Genomic DNA, 17,508 nt, shown 5'->3' with positions numbered 1-17,508 from the left:
GCGCCCGCACCGCACCCGTTTAGGCTCGCGGCTGTGGAACCCAGACGCAGGACCAGGGATCGGCGCGACCGCGGCCTGAGGGGACCGGCGGTCCAGCCCCGCCCGGGGGCGCGACTGCCGCGCGGCAGCAAGCGCGAGCAGTTCGACGCGCTCGTCGTGCGCATCGTCACCGACGTCGACGAGAAGTGGTCGGCGCAGCTGGGCCTGGTCGAGTACGCCGTCGAGGACGCCCCCCTCGTGCCCGACGACTGGACCGGCACCGTGCCGCTCTCCTCGCTGGTCCGCGGCAGCGGCACCCGCCCCACCCGACTGGTGCTCTTCCGGCGCCCCATCGAGCACCGCTGCGACTCCCGCGCCGACCTCGAGGCCATGATCCTGACCCTCGTCGTGGAGCAGGTCGCCGAGCTCCTGGGCATCGACGCCTCCGAGGTCGACCCCCGCTACGGCGACGACGACGACCTCGACTGAGGTCCCCGGATCGCCTACGGCAGGCCCGGGCGCACGTCGGCGACGAGGCCGCTGGTGACGAGCTGGCGGAGCCGGACGACGGCGACCTTGGCGCCGTCGTTGGCGACGAGGGCGCCGATGATCCCGGTGCCGGTGGGGGTGACCGTGAGGACGGCGGTGGCGCGCGGCACGCGGACCGTGAAGCCGCGTCCGGCGCGGACCTTGACGGTCTTGTCGGCGAGGACCTCGCCGTCGGCCGCGCGAGCCACGACCGCGACGCGGCCGGACGCGTCGGCGCCGGCCAGCTCGAGGCGCTTGTCGCCCGGCGGCGCGAGGACGGTGGTCGCGGCGGAGACCGGGGTGCCGGCCACGGCGTGGGAGAGGTCGCGGCCGACGTAGGACCGCAGGGTGGCCGTGATCGGCGCGGGCGCGTCGACGAGCAGGCCGGTGACGCCCTTGACGTCGGCGGCCGTGAGGACCTCGCCCAGGGACACGCGGGTCACGCTCTGCGGTGCCAGCACGACCTCCTCGAGCCCGGCGGGGCTGAAGACCGCGTCGGGCGAGACCAGCCGGATCGTCGCGCGGGTCTCGTCCTCGCCGGGGTTGAGCAGGACCAGGTTGCGCGCGCCGCTGCCCGTGACGGTGCCGAGCAGCAGGTTGCTGGTGGCCGGCTCGGCCTGGGCGGGCAACCAGTCCTCGGCCTCGCCGCCGGTGCCGAGCTCCTGCTGCCGGTCGTGGATGCTGGCGGCGACGCGGCCCCGGGAGGTCGTGACGTGCAGGGCCAGCTCGTCGACGCGCGGCACGATCTCGGCCAGCGGAAGGCGGACGACGCCGCGAGCCGGCACCGCCACCCCGCGCAGCTCGGGGGCGTCGACGACGCCCGAGACGCCGTAGAGCGTCGCGTCCACGACGGCCGGCCCCGCGTCGGGGTTGACCAGCTCGAGCACGGACCGGTGGCGTGCCCCCGCGCCGACACCGGTGAACCACAGGTCGGGCGACGGCGCCCGGCACTCGGCCGCGGCCAGGGGCGTGTCGAAGCGCCCCGCGACCAGGCCGGCGGCGAGGTCGCCCTCGGTGCGCGCCACGAAGGGGCCGTCGCCGCTCACGGTGGCCACCGACCCCGGCTCGACGTCGGCCTCGCCCTCACGGCCGCCGAGGTCGTACGACGTCGTGCCGGCGGCGTCGGTGCCGCTGGTCAGCGCGACCTCGGACCCGCCACCGGGGCAGATCGCGACCGAGCGGGTCAGCGGCGTGGCCGCGGGCGTCCGCGCCGCGGGCGTCGCCTCGTCGGGTCGTACGGCGAGCAGGGTGCCGGCGGTGAGCAGCGGGAGCAGGACCGCGAGCGCGGTCGTGACGTCCAGGCGCCGTCCCCGGGAGCGGCCCGACGAGCGGCCCCGGGACTCCGAGGCGTGGCTCGACCGGTTGGTGGCGCGGCTCATCGGCGTCGGCTCCTCAGGCTGGGTGCGCACAGGACGGCGACCACCACGATCGCGACGCCCTGAAGGACGAGCAGGCCGATGCGCAGCCACGAGCGGGGCCCGTCGAGCGCCCGCTCGTCGACCGGCTCGCCGACCTGCCAGGCGCGGGTGGTGCGCTCCTCGGCGCTGGCCTGCACCAGTCCCCCGGTGGCGTCGAGGGCCGCGGACACCGCGCCGTCGGCGGGCGCGGGCAGGACGACGTACTCGATGCCCTCGGCGGCGAGCGCGGTCACGGTCGCCGGTGTGGGCCGGGACACGAGCGTCTGCACCAGCCGGGTGAAGCCGCGGTCGGCGGTGTCGAGGGCGAGGACCTCGTCCTCGCCCAGGGTGACGCCGTCACCGCGCCGGATCGTGTAGGTGAGGCCGTCCTCCACCGAGCCGCGCACCACGAGGATGCCGTGGGCGGCGCCGGCCTGGGAGCTCTGCACCATGTAGGCCGGGATGTCGGTGTCGGCGCTGTCGGCGAGGCGGTCGTGCCCGCCGGCCGCGAACCAGCCCAGCCCGGCGAGGGGCACGACAGCGACGGCCACACCGACGACCGCGACCAGCGAGCGGGCGGCACCGGAGCGGGCCCCCGAGCGCGACGCGGTCCCGAGCAGCAGCCCCTGGCCGCCGAGCGTGGCCGCGGTGACGAAGGCCCCCTGCAGCACGACGACCAGGAACCCGACGCCGACAGGGGTGGTGGTCGCGTCCAGGGTGACGGTGAGGTTGCCGAGCACGGCGGCCAGGCCGCCGGCGACCAGGGCCACCAGCCAGCACACGAGCACCGGGATCCGGGTCGCGCGCGGCACGAGCGCGAGCACCGCGGCCACGAGCAGCAGCGCGCCCAGCCACCACGGCGCGCCGAGGTCGCCGAGGCGGCCGGTGAGCAGGTCCCGGGCGTCCACGCCCGGCGACGGCACCCGGCCGATGTCGAGCGCGAGTCCCGCGGCGTGGCCGTGGACCAGCATCGGCAGCCACCAGGGCGCGAGGAGCACGGGCACGACCCCGATCGCGGCCGCGGGAGGCCCCCACGTGGAGCGGTCGCGCATCGCGCCGCGGGCGATCGCGAACGCCGCGGCGACCACCACCAGCCCCACGACGAGGCCGAAGGCCCAGGCGACGGGCGCGAACGCGGTCGTGAGGGCGAGCAGGAGGCCGGTCCGCCAGCCGGCGCGCCACCGGCGGTCGGCCGACGGGTCGGCGAAGCCCAGGGCGGCGTGCGTCACCCACGGGAGCAGGACGGCCGCGACGACGGGGCCGAGGCGGCCGTCGCCCCAGGCGCCGCTCGCGACCGGCACGAGGGCGTACGTCGTGGCGCCCCACAGCAGCACCCACCGAGGGGCCCCGCGGTGGGAGACCAGGCGGCCGGTGACCCGCAGGAAGCGCCACGCGCCCCACACGCAGGCCGGGACGGCGAGCACCAGCAGCGCCGACACCGCCAGCGTCGTGCCGAGCAGGGAGCCGACGAGGGCCAGCGGCAGCACGTAGGCAGGGGCCGGCACCGCGGTGCCCTGGCCCAGCGGGTGCCACGACTCCAGGTGCAGACCCCACCACGCGCCTGCCGAGTCCGGCACCGGTGAGAGGCCGCCGCCGACCACCGACCCGAACGCCTCGCGGGAACCGATGACGGCGGCGACGACGAAGAGCGTGAGCAGGACCGCGATCGGGTTCGTGAGGAAGCGCGCCACCGCCCCGGAGTCGGTGAAGTCCTCGTCCTCGTCGTCCGCGACGGGGCGCCGCGCCGCCAGGGAGGACGGGTCGCGCTCGATGGCGGCCGCGCGCCGCCGCTCGGCGACGTCCGCGGCCTGCTGGGTGGCGGCCGACGCGAGGTCGCCGACGAAGTCCAGGCCGTGGCGGTAGGGCAGCCATGGCGGGGCGAGCAGGGCGCGCACCTCGGCCGGGTCGCCCGACTGTCGACCCTGTCGCTCCCGGCGCGCGGCCAGGATCTGGCGCGGGCTGGAGTAGAGCGAGACCAGGGCGGCCAGCTCGTCGAGGGCCTCTCCCACCGCGCGCACCAGCAGGAAGCCGATCATCCGCACCAGCGTGCCCAGGCCCAGACGCACGACCTGGAAGGGCAGCGCGCGCGCCCGGCTGTTGACCAGCAGCGTGTAGAGGGCGGCCCGGCGCTCCTGGTAGTGGGTGTGGCGCCCGGTCAGCGGCGTGCGCCGGATGCCGCGGTGCGCCGCCTCGGCGTGGAAGACGACCGCACCCGGCACGACCAGGGTGGTGTGGCCGGCGGTCGCGGCGCGCCAGCCGAAGTCGATGTCGTTGCCGAAGATCGGCAGCTGGTCGTCGAACCCGCCGAGCTCCTCGAGCACCCGGCGGCGCACGAGCATGCCGGCGCTGTTGACCGCGAGCACGCGCCGTACGGCGTGGTGCTGACCCTGGTCGTACTCCCCGCGCTCCAGGCCGGTCTCCCGGCGACCGGTGCCGGAGATCGTGACGCCGACCTCGAGCAGGCGCCGCAGCGAGGGCCACTCGCGCAGGGTGGGGCCGAGCACGTCGGCCTCGGGGTGCTCCTCCGCCGCGCGCAGCAGCGCGGCCAGCGCACCGGGGGCGGGGTTGGCGTCGTCGTGCAGGATCCAGACCCACTCCGCGGGCTCGGGGTCCTCGCGCAGCTCCTGCAGGCCGAGCTCGACCGCGGCCGGGAAGTGGGTGGAGCCGGGGACGCGCACCACGGCGCCGAAGGCCTGCTCCAGCAGGTCGGCGCTGCCGTCCTTGCTGGCCGTGTCGACCGCGACGACGCGGTCGACCGGACGGGACTGGGCGCGCAGCCCCGCGATCACCGCGGGCAGCCAGCGCGCCCCGTCATGGCTGACGAGCAGCGCGGCTACGGAGGTCCCAGACACGATCGGCCACACTAGCCACCCGGCCGCAAGCCCCGAAAATGAAGGAACCCCGGCCGCTCGGGCCGGGGTATTCCTTCAGACGCTCAGACGGCGCGCTTCTTGAGCTTGCGACGCTCCCGCTCGGAGAGACCGCCCCAGATGCCGAAGCGCTCGTCCTTCATCAGCGCGGCCTCGAGACACTCGTCTCGCACCTCGCAGGTGAGACAGACCTTCTTGGCCTCTCTCGTCGATCCACCCTTCTCAGGGAAGAACGCCTCAGGATCCGTCTGGGCGCACAACGCTCGGTCCTGCCACCCCGCATCCTCGGCGTCCGGTTCGAGAAGAAACAGTTCTCTCACGGTTCTCACCCTTTCGACCCAGCAACACCCCGAACAACACTGTGGGAATTACATGCCTGTCGTACCCCCGAAGTCAAGCCCTGATCTGCTAAGGGGGGTCGCCACCCGGTCCCCGGGTAGCCTCCGCGCGGCCCCCGTGGGGCAAGGTAGCGGCCATGCTGCAGCACATCACGGTCCTGTCCGGGGGCATGGGCGGGGCCCGGTTCCTCCAAGGTCTCCGGCACGGGATCGCCACCGGCACCCTGCCCGGCGTCGCTCCCGACGCGGAGATCACCGTGGTCGCCAACACCGCCGACGACATCTGGGTCCACGGCCTCAAGGTCTGCCCCGACCTCGACACGGTGATGTACACGCTCGGTGACGGCATCGACCTCGAGCGCGGCTGGGGCCGGCGCGAGGAGACGTGGAGCGTCCGGACCGAGCTCGCCGAGTACGGCGTGGAGCCGACGTGGTTCGGGCTCGGCGACCGCGACGTCGCGACCCACCTGGTGCGCACGCAGATGCTGGACGCGGGCTACCCGCTCTCGGCGGTCACCGAGGCGCTGTGCCGCCGGTGGCAGCCCGGTGTCCGGCTGCTGCCCATGACCGACGACCGGGTCGAGACCCACATCGCGATCGCCGACCCCGACGCGGCCAGCGGTCGCCGCGTCGTGCACTTCCAGGAGTACTGGGTGCGCCTGCGCGCCGCCGTGCCCGCCGAGGCCGTCCTCGTCGTCGGCCTCGAGGACGCCACCCCCGGTCCCGGGGTCGTCGACGCCATCACCGACGCCGACCTGGTGGTGCTGCCGCCCTCCAACCCGGTCGTCTCGGTCGGCACCATCCTGGGCGTCCCCCGGGTGCGGGAGGCCCTGGTCGCCACCTCGGCGCCGGTCGTGGGCCTGTCCCCCATCGTCGGCGGGACGCACGTGCGCGGCATGGCCGAGCAGATGCTGACGGCCATCGGGGTGGAGGTCAGCGCCGCGGGCGTGGGACTGCACTACGGCGCCCGCTCCGACGGCGGCCTCCTCGACGGCTGGCTCGTCGACGAGCGGGACGCCGACCAGGTCGCCCGGCTGACCGACGCCGGGGTCGCCTGCCGCGCGGTGCCCCTGATGATGAGCGACCACGACGCCACCGCTGCGATGGCGGCTGCGGCCGTCGACCTGGTCCAGACGGCACGATGAGCACGGGCAGCACGGTCTCGGCCTGGGCGCCCGACGGGCTGCCGGAGGTCCGCGCCGGCGACGACCTGGCCGCGCTCGTCGCGGGCGCCCTGCCCGACCTCGCCGACGGGGACGTCGTCGTGGTCACCAGCAAGGTCGTGAGCAAGGCCGAGGACCGGGTGGTGCCCGGCACGCGCGAGCAGGCGCTCGCCGGGGAGACGGCCCGGGTGGTCGCCCGGCGCGGCCCCACGACGATCGTGAGGACCCACCACGGCCTGGTCCTGGCGGCGGCCGGGATCGACGCCTCCAACGTCGAGCGGGGCTCGGTCGTGCTGCTGCCCCACGACCCCGACGCCTCGGCCCGCGCCCTGCGCGCGGACCTGCAGCGGCTCACCGGCCGCAACGTCGGCGTCGTGGTGACCGACACGGCGGGTCGCGCCTGGCGCGAGGGGCAGACCGACCTGGCCATCGGCGCGGCCGGGATCGTCGTGGCCGAGGACTTCGCCGGCCGCGTCGACGCCCACGGCAACGAGCTGGCCGTCACGGCCCCGGCGGTCGTCGACGAGATGGCCGGGCTCGCCGAGCTCGCGCAGGGCAAGCTCGGCGGCCGGCCGGTGGCGCTCGTGCGCGGCCGGTCCGACCTGGTGCTCCCGCCCGGGCAGGACGGGCCGGGAGCGGTCTCCCTGGTGCGGGCCGAGGGCGCCGACATGTTCGGCTTCGGCGCCCGCGAGGCGGTCGTGCGCGCCGTGACCGGCGACCCCGCCGACCGGGTCGTCTTCGGCGCGCCCGCCCCCGCCGAGGAGCTCGCCGAGGCGCTGCGCGGGCTGGGCGCCCGCCCGGCGGCGTACGACGGGGGGCTGGAGGTCGCCGGCGACGTCGCGCGCGACCTGGTGGCCGTGCTGGCGTTCGCGCACGGATGGGTGCTCGAGGAGGCCGACGCACCCCGCCGTCTGCGGCTGCACCCGGCGACTCCGTAGACTCTCCGCGACCCTCACCCGAACAGAGGTACTTCCCGCCGTGGCCAAGCCTGCCAAGTCCGACCGCCAGAAGGTCATCGACGACATCCGCAAGAAGCAGAAGGGCGCCGAGAAGCGCCGCGGCTTCATGATCGTCGGTGTCAGCGTGCTGATCGCCCTGCTGATCGTGGGCGCCGCCGCCTACCGGCCACTGAAGAACAACTGGGACGAGCGCAAGTTCAACGACCTCGAGCTGGACAAGATCGGCGCCGCCGCCTCCGTGTGCGACAAGGTGACCACCAAGCCGGCCGAGGGGAGCAACGACCACGTCCCCACCGACACCCCGGTCAACTACACCGAGGCGCCGCCCGCGTTCGGGCCCCACTGGAACGAGCCGGGCGTGGCGCCCGCGCCCATGGACCGCAAGTACTACGGCACCAAGGACCGCCCCGAGCTGGAGTCGCTGGTCCACAACCTCGAGCACGGCTACACGATCGTCTGGTACGACGAGACCGTCGCCGACGACGACAGCGCGCTCACCGAGCTCAAGGCCGTCTCCAAGAAGTTCCCCGGCACCGACAACTACCGCTACAAGTTCATCGCGGCGCCGTGGACCTCCAAGGACGAGGACGGCGCGAAGTTCCCCAAGGGCAAGCACATCGCCTACACCCACTGGTCCGTGGGCGGCGAGGGCGAGGACGACGCGAGCAAGCAGGTCGGCGTGTGGCAGTACTGCACGGAGTTCTCCGGCAAGGCGCTCGAGACCTTCATGCTCGACTACCCCTACCTCGACTCCCCCGAGCCGACCGTCCCGTAGCAGTCAGGTCAGGCCGGGCTGCGAGTCCCGCAGCGCGGCCACGACCTGCTTGACCTCCTGCGCCCGCGCCCGGGTGGTCACCAGCAGCGCGTCGGGGGTGTCGACCACGACCACGTCCTCGAGTCCGATCACCGCGACGACCCGTCCGGACCCGGGCACCACGAGGCCGGTGGACGCGATCGCCTGCACCAGGGCCGCGTCGCCCAGGACCGTGGGGGCGCCGGTCCCGGGCTCGTCCTCGAGAAGGGCGGCCAGCGAGTCGAAGTCGCCGATGTCGTCCCAGCCGAACGACGCCGGCACGGTCGCCACCCGCCCGGCCGCGGCCGCGGGCTCGGCCACCGCGTGGTCCAGCGCGATCTTCGGCAGCGTCGGCCACAGCTCCGCGAGACGGGAGCTGTCGGCGGCGAGCTCGCGCAGCGTCGCGGCGAACGCCGGGTCCGACTCGGCCAGCAGGTCGAGCAGCACGGTCGGGCGGACCACGAACATCCCGGCGTTCCAGCGGAATCGGCCCGTGGCGAGGTACTCCTCGGCCACGGCCACCGACGGCTTCTCCACGAACTCCCGCACCGCGAAGGCGCCCTCGTGGCCCTCGAGCGGCGCGCCGAGGTGGACGTAGCCGAACGCCGACGAGGGGAACGTCGGCTCGATGCCCAGGGTCACCAGCCAGCCCCCGCGCGCCACCTCGACCGCCGTACGCACGCAGGCGGCGAAGCCGTCGGTGTCGGCGATGACGTGGTCGGCGGCGAAGGAGCCCATGACGCTGTCGGGGTCGGTGCGCTCGAGCAGCGCGGCGGCCAGCCCGATCGCCGCCATCGAGTCGCGGGCCGACGGCTCGGCGAGCACGGAGGCGGCGGCGACCTCGGGCAGCTGGGCGGCGACGGCGTCGCGGTGGGCCCCACCCGTGACCACCAGGAAGCGGTCCTCGACCAGCGGGGCCAGCCGGTCGTAGGTGCCCTGGAGCAGCGAACGGCCGGTGCCGGTGAGGTCGCGCAGGAACTTGGGCGACGCGGCGCGCGACAGCGGCCAGAGGCGGGTGCCCGCACCACCGGCGGGGATCACCGCCCACAGTCCCTCGATGGCAGTCATGGACGCGAGCCTAGTGACCCCCGCGCCGTGGTCCTCGGGGAGACTGGCCCGGTGACGACCTTCGCAGCAGTGCTCGCCCAGCAGCTCCGGACCGACGGCGGCCGCCCGCTGGTGACGTTCTACGACGAGGCGACCGGTGAGCGCGTCGAGCTGTCCGTGACGACGTACGCCAACTGGGTGGCGAAGGCCGCCTCCCTGCTCGTCGAGGAGCTGGACCTGGAACGCGGCGACAGCCTGCGCGTCGACCTCCCGACCCACTGGCTCGGGCCGGTCTTCCTCGGCGCGGCGTGGGCCGCGGGCCTCGTCGTGACCGACGCCCACGACCCGTCCGCGGTCGTCTGCGGGCCCGAGGAGCTCGCGGCCTGGGCGCCCCGCGCCGACGAGCTGCCCGTGCTGGCCTGCTCGCTGCTGCCGATGGGCGTGCGCTTCGCCGAGGCGGTCCCGCCCTCCGTGCACGACGTGGGCATCGAGATCTGGTCGCAGCCCGACTCCTTCATCCCCTGGGACCCGCCGACGTCCGACGACGTCGCGACCCGCGTCGAGGGACGCGAGACGACGCAGGAGGAGATGTGGAGAGCGGCCACCACCGGGACTCACGTCTCCGATGGTGGCCGCCTCCTGTCGGTGGCCAACCCGGCTTCCCCGCCAGGTGTCGCCACCTTCACCGAGCCGCTCGCGAGGAACGGCTCGCTGGTCCTGGTGACCCATGCCGGCCGGGAGCGGCTCGAGGCGACCTTCGTCGCCGAGCACGCCACCGCCCGCTTCCCTGCATGAGACCAGGACGTCTTCAGCCCGCCAGGTCGTAGCCTCCCAGTCCCTGGCCCAGCAGCTTCGGCGCACCGAAGCCGCTGGCGGTCATCTCGATGAGGTAGAGCGCCTTCGTCGAGGTCTGGCGGACGACCAGGTCGGAGTGTCCGGTGAGGCCGACGTCGCTGATGCCGACGATCCAGTCGTACGGCGTCAGGTTCACCGACATCGCCCGGGTGCTGGTGAGCCCACCCGGTCCGTTGCCGCGGCTGAGCGTCACCTTGCCGCTGCCCCGGAACAGCACGTCCGGCGCGCCGTCGACGTCCATGCGGCCCACCGCGATCTGGCGGGTGGCGGTGACCTTGCCGGCGGCGACGTACCCGGCCGAGAGCGGCTTGACGCCGGTCCCGGGATAGATCCGCATCGAGGAGCCCTGGGGCTGGCCCATCAGGTCGGGCCACCCGTCCCCGGTCGCGTCACCGACGGCGGCGAGCAGCTGCACCTTCTTGAATGCGGTGGAGAGCAGGCGTGGCCCGGAGAACGTGCCCCGGCCCGTGCCGAGCCGGAGGTAGAGGTAGCCGTTGGTGCGGCGGTAGATCATGTCGCCGTGGCCGTCGCGGTTCCAGTCGCCGGCGTTGAGCACCTTGTTGACCCCGACCAGGCTGACCCCCGTGGCGATCGGCCTGGCGATCCGGTACGGCGCCTTCCCGCCCGTGCCGCGCAGCGGCAGGACGAACGCCTGCTGGTCGCTGGTGCGCCGGATGATGAGGTCGGGGTGCGGCGTGAAGGTCAGGTTCGACTCCAGCTCGCGCCCGGCCCACCCGCGCTGCGCTGCCGCGGCGAGGGTGCGGATCTGCGGGATCTTGGCGTAGAGGTACTTGCCCGGACACGCGGTCGAGTCGGCGTCGCGGTGCCCGTTGATCGCCTGGAAGCTCTTGCGCCCCACCTGCTGCGACCTCGACGAGGCCGAGACCCCGTGCAGGGACAGCTTCCACGCGAACAGGGCGCCGTAGGCCTGCACCATCGCGTCCGAGGGCTTGGCGATGTCGTAGTTGCCGATCGCCGACATCGCGAAGGAGTAGTCGTTGTAGCCGAGCGTGTGCGCCCCGACGACCGGGCGGTCCACGCCGCCGTAGCGCCCCTCCCAGATCCGGCCGAAGCGGTCGACGAGGTAGTTGTAGCCGATGTCGGACCAGCCGCGGGACCGGGTGTGGTAGGCGTAGATGCTGCGCAGCAGCCCCGGCACCTGGGCCTTCGTGTAGTTGTTGGCGTTGACCGTGTGGTGCACGAAGCCGGCGTGGACCTCGAAGTAGTGCAGCGAGCTCTTGTCACGCATCCGCTCGTCGGCACCCCACTGGGCGCGTGAGTAGATCACCGGCTTCGGCGTGAACGTCGCCGCCTGCATCTCGATCGCACCCGGCGCGGCCGGGTCGGCCACGGGATCCTCGACGGGAGGGTCGGTGGTGGGCACCGGCGCGGTCCGTGCGCTGGTGGGCGCCTCGGACTCCCGGGTGTCGATCGCGGGCGCCTCGACCTTGGTCGCCGTCGGCTCGCCCGGCGCGATCACCGCGAGCTTGAGGTCGGCCGGCGCCGCGCCCTGGGGCGTGGTGACCTTGACCTGCACCTCGTCGACGTCGCCCACGAGCAGCGCGTCCGTGCCCGGCCGGGAGTGCTTGGCCTCCTCGCTGCGCGGGTCGGGCCCGTGCTCGGCGTCGTAGGCGACCGGCATCCACTCCGTCCACGCGTCGTCGGTCTCGGTGCGGACGTGCACCTGGATCTGCTTCTTGGACAGCTCCGGGCCCTTGCCCCACGTGACGCCGACGGCGCCGTAGCCGCTCACGGCCTGCGGCAGGCTGGTCAGCTGCGCGCCGCCGCCCTTGCCGGCCACGATCCGTGCCTGGGGGGCACCGGCCAGGGTCCGGCCGCGCACCCCGCCGACGGGCGCCGTCAGCGGCACCTCGGTCACGATCGGGTCCACGACGCCCGAGGGCACCTCGGACTTCAGCGTGGTCGTCGCGGCGTACGCCGCCAGGGCGGTGGGAGCCGTGGTCACGGGTGCCCGCTGGACCACATCGAGGGAGACGATGTTGGCAGCGGGCGTGACGACGGCGAGGACGACACCGAGCGTCAGCAGCTGCTGGCACACGGTGACGTAACGGGCTCGGGAAGAGGGCATTTCGAAGGCTCCAGTGCGAGGGGAAGATTCACACGAGCCGCAACTGTCACACGAGTAACAGACCCCGGACTAGAGGATCTGAGTAACTACAAACGTGTAATTTCCAGTCGACACGCCGACGTTTCCAAGATTTGTCAAGTCATCGTAATTCCTCAAGGGTCGGTCGAGCGCACCACCAGGCGGTGAGCCGCACACGACGGGCCCGAAGGAACATCCACCTCCCCTGAAGCCGCCGAGGAGCTGCCCCCGACACGGGGCGGCCCGGGGACCGGGGGTGGGCCCGTGGGGGCTGAAGGGGAGGCGTGGCGCCGGGAAGACCACCACGACCCGGCACTGCTGCTGCCCGGCGACACGGCGAGCTCGTCCCCCACGGGCCCACCCCAGGGCACCGGGACGCCCCGTGGCTCAGTCCGAGAAGGCCGCACCCCCACCCCCGCGCGCAGCGCGGGCAACCCGGCGCGCAGCGCCGGAGCAGCCGTGGGGAGGGTCAGATGTCGTTGCCGATCTCGTCGTCGACCTCGTCCTGGCTGTCGGGCTCGTCCTCGGGGCCCTCGTCGTACTTGAGGTAGCGGATGCCGGCGTTGACCTCGCCGTCGAAGCCGACCTTGCCCTTCTCCAGGACGATGACGCGGTCGCACATCTTGCGGACCGAGCCGGCCGAGTGGCTGACGTAGAACAGGGTGCGGCCGCTCTCGCGGACCTCCTGCATGCGCTCGATGCACTTCTTGCGGAAGGGACGGTCGCCGACCGCCAGGGCCTCGTCGGCCAGGAAGATGTCGGAGTCGACGTGGATGGCCACGGCGAAGCCGAGCCGGGCGAACATGCCCGAGGAGTAGTTGCCGACGGGGGTCTCCAGGAAGCGGCCGACCTCGGCGAACTCCACGATCTCGTCGAACTTGCGGCGGGTCTCCTGCTCGGTCATCCCGAGCACGGCCGCGTTGAGGTAGATGTTGTCGCGGCCGGTGAGCTGGGGGTGGAAGCCGGCGCCCGTGGCGATGAGGCCTGCGATCCGGCCACGGGTGAGGACCCGGCCGGAGTCGGGCCGCATGACGCCCTGCACGAGCTTGAGCAGGGTGCTCTTGCCGGAGCCGTTGAGGCCCATCAGGCCGATGGACTCGCCCTGGTCGACGGTGAAGCTGACGTCCTGCAGCGCGAGGAAGCTGTCGCTGAGGTCACGACCCTTCACCAGCGCGACGCTCATCTGCTTCAGCGTGCGGTGGTAGCGCAGCGTGAACTCCTTGGTCACGCTGTCCACCACGATCGAGGTGCTGTCGGGGTAGGTCATCAGAGCCGCTCCGGGATGCGGTTCTCGAAGCGCCGGAAGACCAGCTGCCCGAGGATCAGCACCACGAAGCCGATCCCCAGGCCGAGGAAGCCGTAGGCGAAGAGGTGGTCGGGGATGTGCTTGGCCTGCGTGGCGTCGGGGTCCTGCGTCGTCCCCACCCAGAAGGCCTGCTGCACCAGCAGCACCGCGTCGGCGATGGGGTTGAGGAGGTAGTAGTGGGCGAACGAGCCCAGCCGCTCCTCGACCATGCTGAAGGGGTAGATCATCGGGACGCCGAAGCGGACGAAGTTGCTGAGGATCGACACCACGCTGCCCACGTCGCGCATGAAGACGTTGGCCACGCTGAACATCAGCGCGAGTCCGGTGCCGAGCAGGCAGATGATCCCCAGCGCCAGCACGAAGCCGAGCAGGGAGACCGGGTCGGGGGTCCAGCCGGTGAACAGGCAGATGACCACGAGGACGATCAGCTGGGGGCCGATGTGGTAGAGCGAGACCATCATCGAGGCCACGGGGAACATCTCCCGTGGCACGGCCATCTTGCGCACCAGTGCCTTGTTGCGCACGATCGAGCGGGTGCCGGCGTTGAAGGTCTCGATGAAGAACTGCACGACGATGAGGCCGCAGAAGATGTGGATCGCGAAGGACTCGGTCCCCCGCCCCATGATCTTCTCCATCATGAACCAGAAGATGAACAGCTGCGAGAGCGGGTTGATGTAGGACCACAGGAACCCGAGCGCGGAGGCCTGGTAGCGGGCGTTGACCTCACGGCGCACGAGCAGCCGCAGGAGGTAGCGCCGCCGGAAGACCTCCAGCAGCCCGGCCGTGGGCGAGGGGTTGGCCAGCGGGGCGTCGACGAGCCGGTGCTGGGACTCGAGGTCAGTCATCGGCACGCTCGGTCCACGGCTTGAAGGTCTCGTCCCACGCCTCCGGGGCGGTGATCGAGTCGAGCTCCTCGCGGTAGAGCTGCGCCAGTCGCGGCCACTCGCGGCGGTAGCGGTCGTGGAGCTCGACGGTGCGCCTGGTGAGGCTGCGGAAGACCGCGGAGTCGCGCTGGTAGAACGCCGCCGACGTGCCGTCGTTCATGGACACGATGGCCGAGTCGTAGCTGGCCAGGCGGTACCACCGGGCGTCCATGGCCCGGATCTCGGCCTCGGGGTGCTCGCGGGAGAGCTCGCGCGGCGGCTTGAGCTGGCGCAGGGGCGCGAGGCCGGCGGTGACCAGCTGGGAGAGGCGCGAGGGGATCTCGAGCCCGTCGCGACCGCGACGCGGCGGCTTCTTGCGGCGCACGGCCGGGAAGGCGTCGGGGTCGGGCTGCAGCTGGGCGTCGGTGAACTGCTTGCGCAGCGCGTTGACCTCGCCGAGGCGGTCCGGGAGCATCCGGTGCAGCGCGTGCGGACCCTCGAGGACGTCCTCCATGGCGAGCAGTCGCAGCTCGGCCGTGGAGTACTGCATCGACACCAGGTGCGCGACCTGGTGGTTGAGGCTCTCGCGGATCATCCGCCCCCCACGGGGGTACGGCGAGTGGAGCAGCGCGGCCACCAGGCGGTTGCGCAGGTGGAAGTAGGCCTGCCAGTCGAGAGCGTCGTTCTTGTCGGTCCACGGGACGTGCCAGACGGCCGCACCGGGGAAGGTCACGGTGGGGTAGCCCGCGGCCTTGGCGCGCAGGCCGTACTCGGAGTCGTCCCACTTGATGAAGAGCGGCAGCGACAGGCCGATCTCGTCGATCACCTGCCGCGGGATCAGGCACATGAACCAGCCGTTGAAGTCGACGTCGATGCGCTTGTGCATCCAGCGGCTGGAGCGCAGGTTGCGCGCGGCGAAGTCCCAGTCGTTGAAGGTGTCGTCGGGCGACTTCCACCAGAAGCGCCACGGGTGGATGATCTCGCCGAACGAGTGCAGCCGCGAGCGGCTGAAGAGGCTGAACATGTGACCGCCCACCAGGGTGGGGCGGCGGGCCAGGTCGCCGAACGTGATCGCGCGGATGATGCCCTCGGGCTCGCAGACGACGTCGTCGTCCATCATCATCGCGTACGTCGCCGTGCCCTTGCGCAGCGACTCGAGCTGGCCCCGCGCGTAGCCGCCGGACCCGCCGAGGTTGCCCTGCTCGATGATCCGCAGGGTGTCGCCGAGGGCGCCCTCGGCCTTGGCGAACTCCGGGGAGTCGGCCACCTTGTCGGTGCCCTGCTCCATCACGAACACGGTGTCGAGGTAGGGCCGCAGCTGCTCGTCCTCGCCGACCTGGGCGAGGAGCTTGGCGCAGAAGTCGGGGCGGTTCATCGTGGTGATCGCGAGGTCGACGGTGCCGTGCTGGGCCCGGTCCTCGGGCACGTCGGCGGTCCACTCGGCGGACTCCACGACGACGTCCTCGTCACCGGCCACGACGTTGTACCAGTACCAGCCGCCGTCGACGAAGGGCTTCAGCGACAGCTCGAAGGCGAACGTCGCGCTGCCCTCGTCGCCGGACACGGCGGAGTCGACGCGCTGGGCCCGGCCGTTGGCCATGGACTTGTAGACGATCACGCTCGCGCCGGCGCCGCGCAGCCGCACGGTCAGCGTGACGTCGGAGACCACCGTCCACCGCCGCCAGTAGCTGGCCGGGAAGGCGTTGAAGTAGGTGCCGAACGAGAGCCGCTCGCCCGACTTCACCCGCAGCGAGGTGCGCGACTCGATCTGGTCGGGGTGGATGCTCCGCCCGGTCGAGGTCGGCTGCCGGATGGCGGCGTTGTTGAGCTCCTTGGCCGCCCGGTTGCCGCCGATCTCGTAGCGGTCGGCGTCGAGCTTGGCCTCCTCGGGGTCGACGTACAGCGGGAGCACGTCGAAGTCCCGGTCGAGCGGGAAGATCTGTCGTTGCAGCAGTCGCGCGGTCATCTACTCGTCCACTCCCCCGCTCGTCAACGGCGCACCGTCGGCGAAGTGCGGCTTCAGCTTGTTCTCGAACATCGACAGCGCCGACCCGATGGCCATGTGCATGTCAAGGTACTTGTAGGTGCCGAGGCGGCCTCCGAAGAGGACCATCGGCTCCTTCTTGGCCAGCTCGCGGTACTTCAGCAGCTTGGCGCGGTCCTCGGCGGTGTTGACCGGGTAGTACGGCTCGTCGTCGTCCTCGGCGAAGCGGCTGTACTCGTGGACGACGATGGTCTTGCCCGGCAGGTAGGTGCGCTCGGGGTGCAGGTGCTTGAACTCCAGGATCCGGGTCCAGGGGACCTCCTGGTCGTTGTAGTTGACGACCCCGGTGCCCTGGAAGTCGTCCACGTCGAGCGTCTCCGACTCCAGGTCGACGGTGCGCCACGAGAGGCGGCCCTCGGCGTTGTCGAAGTACTCGTCGACCGGGCCCGTGTAGACGATCGGCACCTTGCCCTTGAACTGCTCGGCGACGCCGTTGGCCGGGTCCAGGAAGTCGGTCTCGAGGCGGACCTCGATGTCGGGGTGCTCGGCCATGCGAGTCAGCCAGGCGGTGTAGCCGTCGGTCGGCAGGCCCTCGAAGTCGTCGTTGAAGTAGCGGTTGTCGAAGGTGTAGCGCACGGGCAGCCGCGTGATGATGTCGGCGGAGAGCTCGGTGGGGTCGGTCTGCCACTGCTTGGCGGTGTAGCCCTTCACGAACGCCTCGTAGAGCGGGCGCCCGATCAGCGAGACCGCCTTCTCCTCGAGGTTGGTCGCGTCGGCCGTCGCGATCTCGCTGGCCTGCTCCGCGATCAGGGCGCGGGCCTCGTCGGGGGTGTGCGACCGGCCGAAGAACTGGTTGATGAGCGCGAGGTTCATCGGGAACGAGTAGACCTGCCCCTGGTACTTCGCGAACACGCGGTGCTGGTAGCCGGTGAAGCTGGTGAACCGGTTGACGTACTCCCACACCTTCTTGTTCGACGTGTGGAACAGGTGGGTGCCGTAGACGTGCACCTCGATGCCGGTCTCGGGGTCGATCTCGGAGTAGGCGTTGCCCCCGAGGTGGTGGCGGCGCTCGAGCACGAGGACCTTGAGGCCCAGCTCGCTGGCGCAGCGCTCCGCGATGGTCAGGCCGAAGAAGCCGGAACCGACGACGACCAGATCGGGCTGCCGGTCGGGGCTGGGGTCAGGGGTGGGCACGATCGGTCAGTCTACGGATCCGGTGGGCGTGAGCCGTACTCCCCGCGCCCTCGGCCGCGCGTCGCGCATGGCACGGGTCACACGCCGAGAAGATGCGGCAACTGGGGGAACGGGGTTCTAGGCTG

At 72.4% G+C, this 17,508-nt stretch carries 14 protein-coding genes; 5 read left to right on the top strand and 9 right to left on the bottom strand.

What is annotated here, in order from left to right; genetic code table 11:
- The first annotated feature begins 33 nt into the window (after window positions 1–33).
- Window positions 34–468, top strand: a complete 435-nt coding sequence (locus E4622_RS20880) for a metallopeptidase family protein (protein WP_245156135.1) — start codon at window positions 34–36, stop codon at window positions 466–468.
- A gap of 14 nt (window positions 469–482) precedes the next feature.
- Here the strand turns inward: E4622_RS20880 and E4622_RS20875 are convergent, their stop codons facing one another.
- From E4622_RS20875 to E4622_RS20865, 3 genes are all read right to left on the bottom strand, one after another.
- The gene (locus tag E4622_RS20875) at window positions 483–1,886 is read right to left on the bottom strand and encodes a DUF5719 family protein (RefSeq protein WP_134742158.1); all 1,404 of its coding nucleotides are present in this window, start codon (window positions 1,884–1,886) and stop codon (window positions 483–485) included.
- On the bottom strand, window positions 1,883–4,756 hold the full coding sequence (locus tag E4622_RS20870) for a glycosyltransferase family 2 protein (RefSeq protein ID WP_167736180.1): 2,874 nt from the start codon (window positions 4,754–4,756) through the stop codon (window positions 1,883–1,885). Before E4622_RS20870 ends, E4622_RS20875 begins: the two co-directional genes overlap by 4 nt.
- An 83-nt stretch (window positions 4,757–4,839) precedes the next feature.
- Window positions 4,840–5,094 (bottom strand): WhiB family transcriptional regulator, encoded by a 255-nt coding sequence (locus tag E4622_RS20865; protein ID WP_134742156.1) that lies wholly within the window; start codon window positions 5,092–5,094, stop codon window positions 4,840–4,842.
- 155 nt (window positions 5,095–5,249) lie between these two features.
- On the opposite strand from E4622_RS20865, the gene cofD reads away from it, so the two are divergent.
- From cofD to E4622_RS20850, 3 genes are read left to right on the top strand one after another with little or no spacing between them, the layout of a single operon-like run.
- Window positions 5,250–6,257, top strand: a complete 1,008-nt coding sequence (gene cofD / locus E4622_RS20860) for a 2-phospho-L-lactate transferase (protein WP_134742155.1) — start codon at window positions 5,250–5,252, stop codon at window positions 6,255–6,257.
- Window positions 6,254–7,213, top strand: a complete 960-nt coding sequence (locus E4622_RS20855; RefSeq protein ID WP_134742154.1) for a coenzyme F420-0:L-glutamate ligase — start codon at window positions 6,254–6,256, stop codon at window positions 7,211–7,213. Before cofD ends, E4622_RS20855 begins: the two co-directional genes overlap by 4 nt.
- Before the next feature lie 40 nt (window positions 7,214–7,253).
- Window positions 7,254–8,009: a DUF3105 domain-containing protein gene (locus tag E4622_RS20850; protein ID WP_134742153.1), complete on the top strand. Its 756-nt coding sequence runs from the start codon at window positions 7,254–7,256 to the stop codon at window positions 8,007–8,009.
- Window positions 8,010–8,012: 3 nt separating this feature from the next.
- Here the strand turns inward: E4622_RS20850 and E4622_RS20845 are convergent, their stop codons facing one another.
- Entirely contained in the window at window positions 8,013–9,095 is a 1,083-nt protein-coding gene (locus E4622_RS20845) for a mannose-1-phosphate guanylyltransferase (RefSeq protein ID WP_134742152.1), read from the bottom strand.
- 51 nt (window positions 9,096–9,146) lie between these two features.
- On the opposite strand from E4622_RS20845, the gene E4622_RS20840 reads away from it, so the two are divergent.
- Window positions 9,147–9,869 carry a TIGR03089 family protein gene (locus E4622_RS20840; RefSeq protein WP_134742151.1) on the top strand — a complete coding sequence of 241 codons (723 nt, stop codon included), beginning with the start codon at window positions 9,147–9,149 and terminating at the stop codon, window positions 9,867–9,869.
- Between the two features lie 13 nt (window positions 9,870–9,882).
- Here E4622_RS20840 and E4622_RS20835 read toward each other — a convergent pair whose 3' ends face one another.
- The 5 genes from E4622_RS20835 to glf all read right to left on the bottom strand — a co-directional run bounded on the left by E4622_RS20835 (window position 9,883) and on the right by glf (window position 17,383).
- On the bottom strand, window positions 9,883–12,018 hold the full coding sequence (locus tag E4622_RS20835) for an N-acetylmuramoyl-L-alanine amidase (protein ID WP_134742150.1): 2,136 nt from the start codon (window positions 12,016–12,018) through the stop codon (window positions 9,883–9,885).
- Between the two features lie 487 nt (window positions 12,019–12,505).
- Complete coding sequence (locus E4622_RS20830) at window positions 12,506–13,303, bottom strand: ABC transporter ATP-binding protein (RefSeq protein WP_134742149.1); 798 nt, start codon at window positions 13,301–13,303, stop codon at window positions 12,506–12,508.
- Complete coding sequence (locus E4622_RS20825) at window positions 13,303–14,187, bottom strand: ABC transporter permease (protein ID WP_134742148.1); 885 nt, start codon at window positions 14,185–14,187, stop codon at window positions 13,303–13,305. The genes E4622_RS20830 and E4622_RS20825 overlap by 1 nt, the downstream gene beginning before the upstream one ends.
- Complete coding sequence (locus tag E4622_RS20820) at window positions 14,180–16,171, bottom strand: glycosyltransferase (RefSeq protein ID WP_134742147.1); 1,992 nt, start codon at window positions 16,169–16,171, stop codon at window positions 14,180–14,182. Before E4622_RS20820 ends, E4622_RS20825 begins: the two co-directional genes overlap by 8 nt.
- The gene (gene glf / locus E4622_RS20815; RefSeq protein ID WP_209022036.1) at window positions 16,172–17,383 is read right to left on the bottom strand and encodes a UDP-galactopyranose mutase; all 1,212 of its coding nucleotides are present in this window, start codon (window positions 17,381–17,383) and stop codon (window positions 16,172–16,174) included.
- Window positions 17,384–17,508: the final 125 nt, after the last annotated feature.

This window comes from Nocardioides sp. 503 (assembly GCF_004522095.1).
Taxonomy (GTDB): domain Bacteria; phylum Actinomycetota; class Actinomycetes; order Propionibacteriales; family Nocardioidaceae; genus Nocardioides.
The sequence above is the reverse complement of the archived record's forward strand: the minus strand, read 5'-3'. Positions and strand labels throughout refer to the sequence as shown.

Excerpts from the sequence above, each read along its gene's own strand:
- E4622_RS20875 (WP_134742158.1), bottom strand. The coding sequence starts at position 1,886 with ATGAGCCGCGCCACCAACCGGTCGAGCCACGCCTCGGAGTCCCGGGGC.
- cofD (WP_134742155.1), top strand. The coding sequence starts at position 5,250 with ATGCTGCAGCACATCACGGTCCTGTCCGGGGGCATGGGCGGGGCCCGG.
- E4622_RS20855 (WP_134742154.1), top strand. The coding sequence starts at position 6,254 with ATGAGCACGGGCAGCACGGTCTCGGCCTGGGCGCCCGACGGGCTGCCG.
- E4622_RS20845 (WP_134742152.1), bottom strand. The coding sequence starts at position 9,095 with ATGACTGCCATCGAGGGACTGTGGGCGGTGATCCCCGCCGGTGGTGCG.
- E4622_RS20835 (WP_134742150.1), bottom strand. The coding sequence starts at position 12,018 with ATGCCCTCTTCCCGAGCCCGTTACGTCACCGTGTGCCAGCAGCTGCTG.
- E4622_RS20830 (WP_134742149.1), bottom strand. The coding sequence starts at position 13,303 with ATGACCTACCCCGACAGCACCTCGATCGTGGTGGACAGCGTGACCAAG.
- E4622_RS20825 (WP_134742148.1), bottom strand. The coding sequence starts at position 14,187 with ATGACTGACCTCGAGTCCCAGCACCGGCTCGTCGACGCCCCGCTGGCC.
- E4622_RS20820 (WP_134742147.1), bottom strand. The coding sequence starts at position 16,171 with ATGACCGCGCGACTGCTGCAACGACAGATCTTCCCGCTCGACCGGGAC.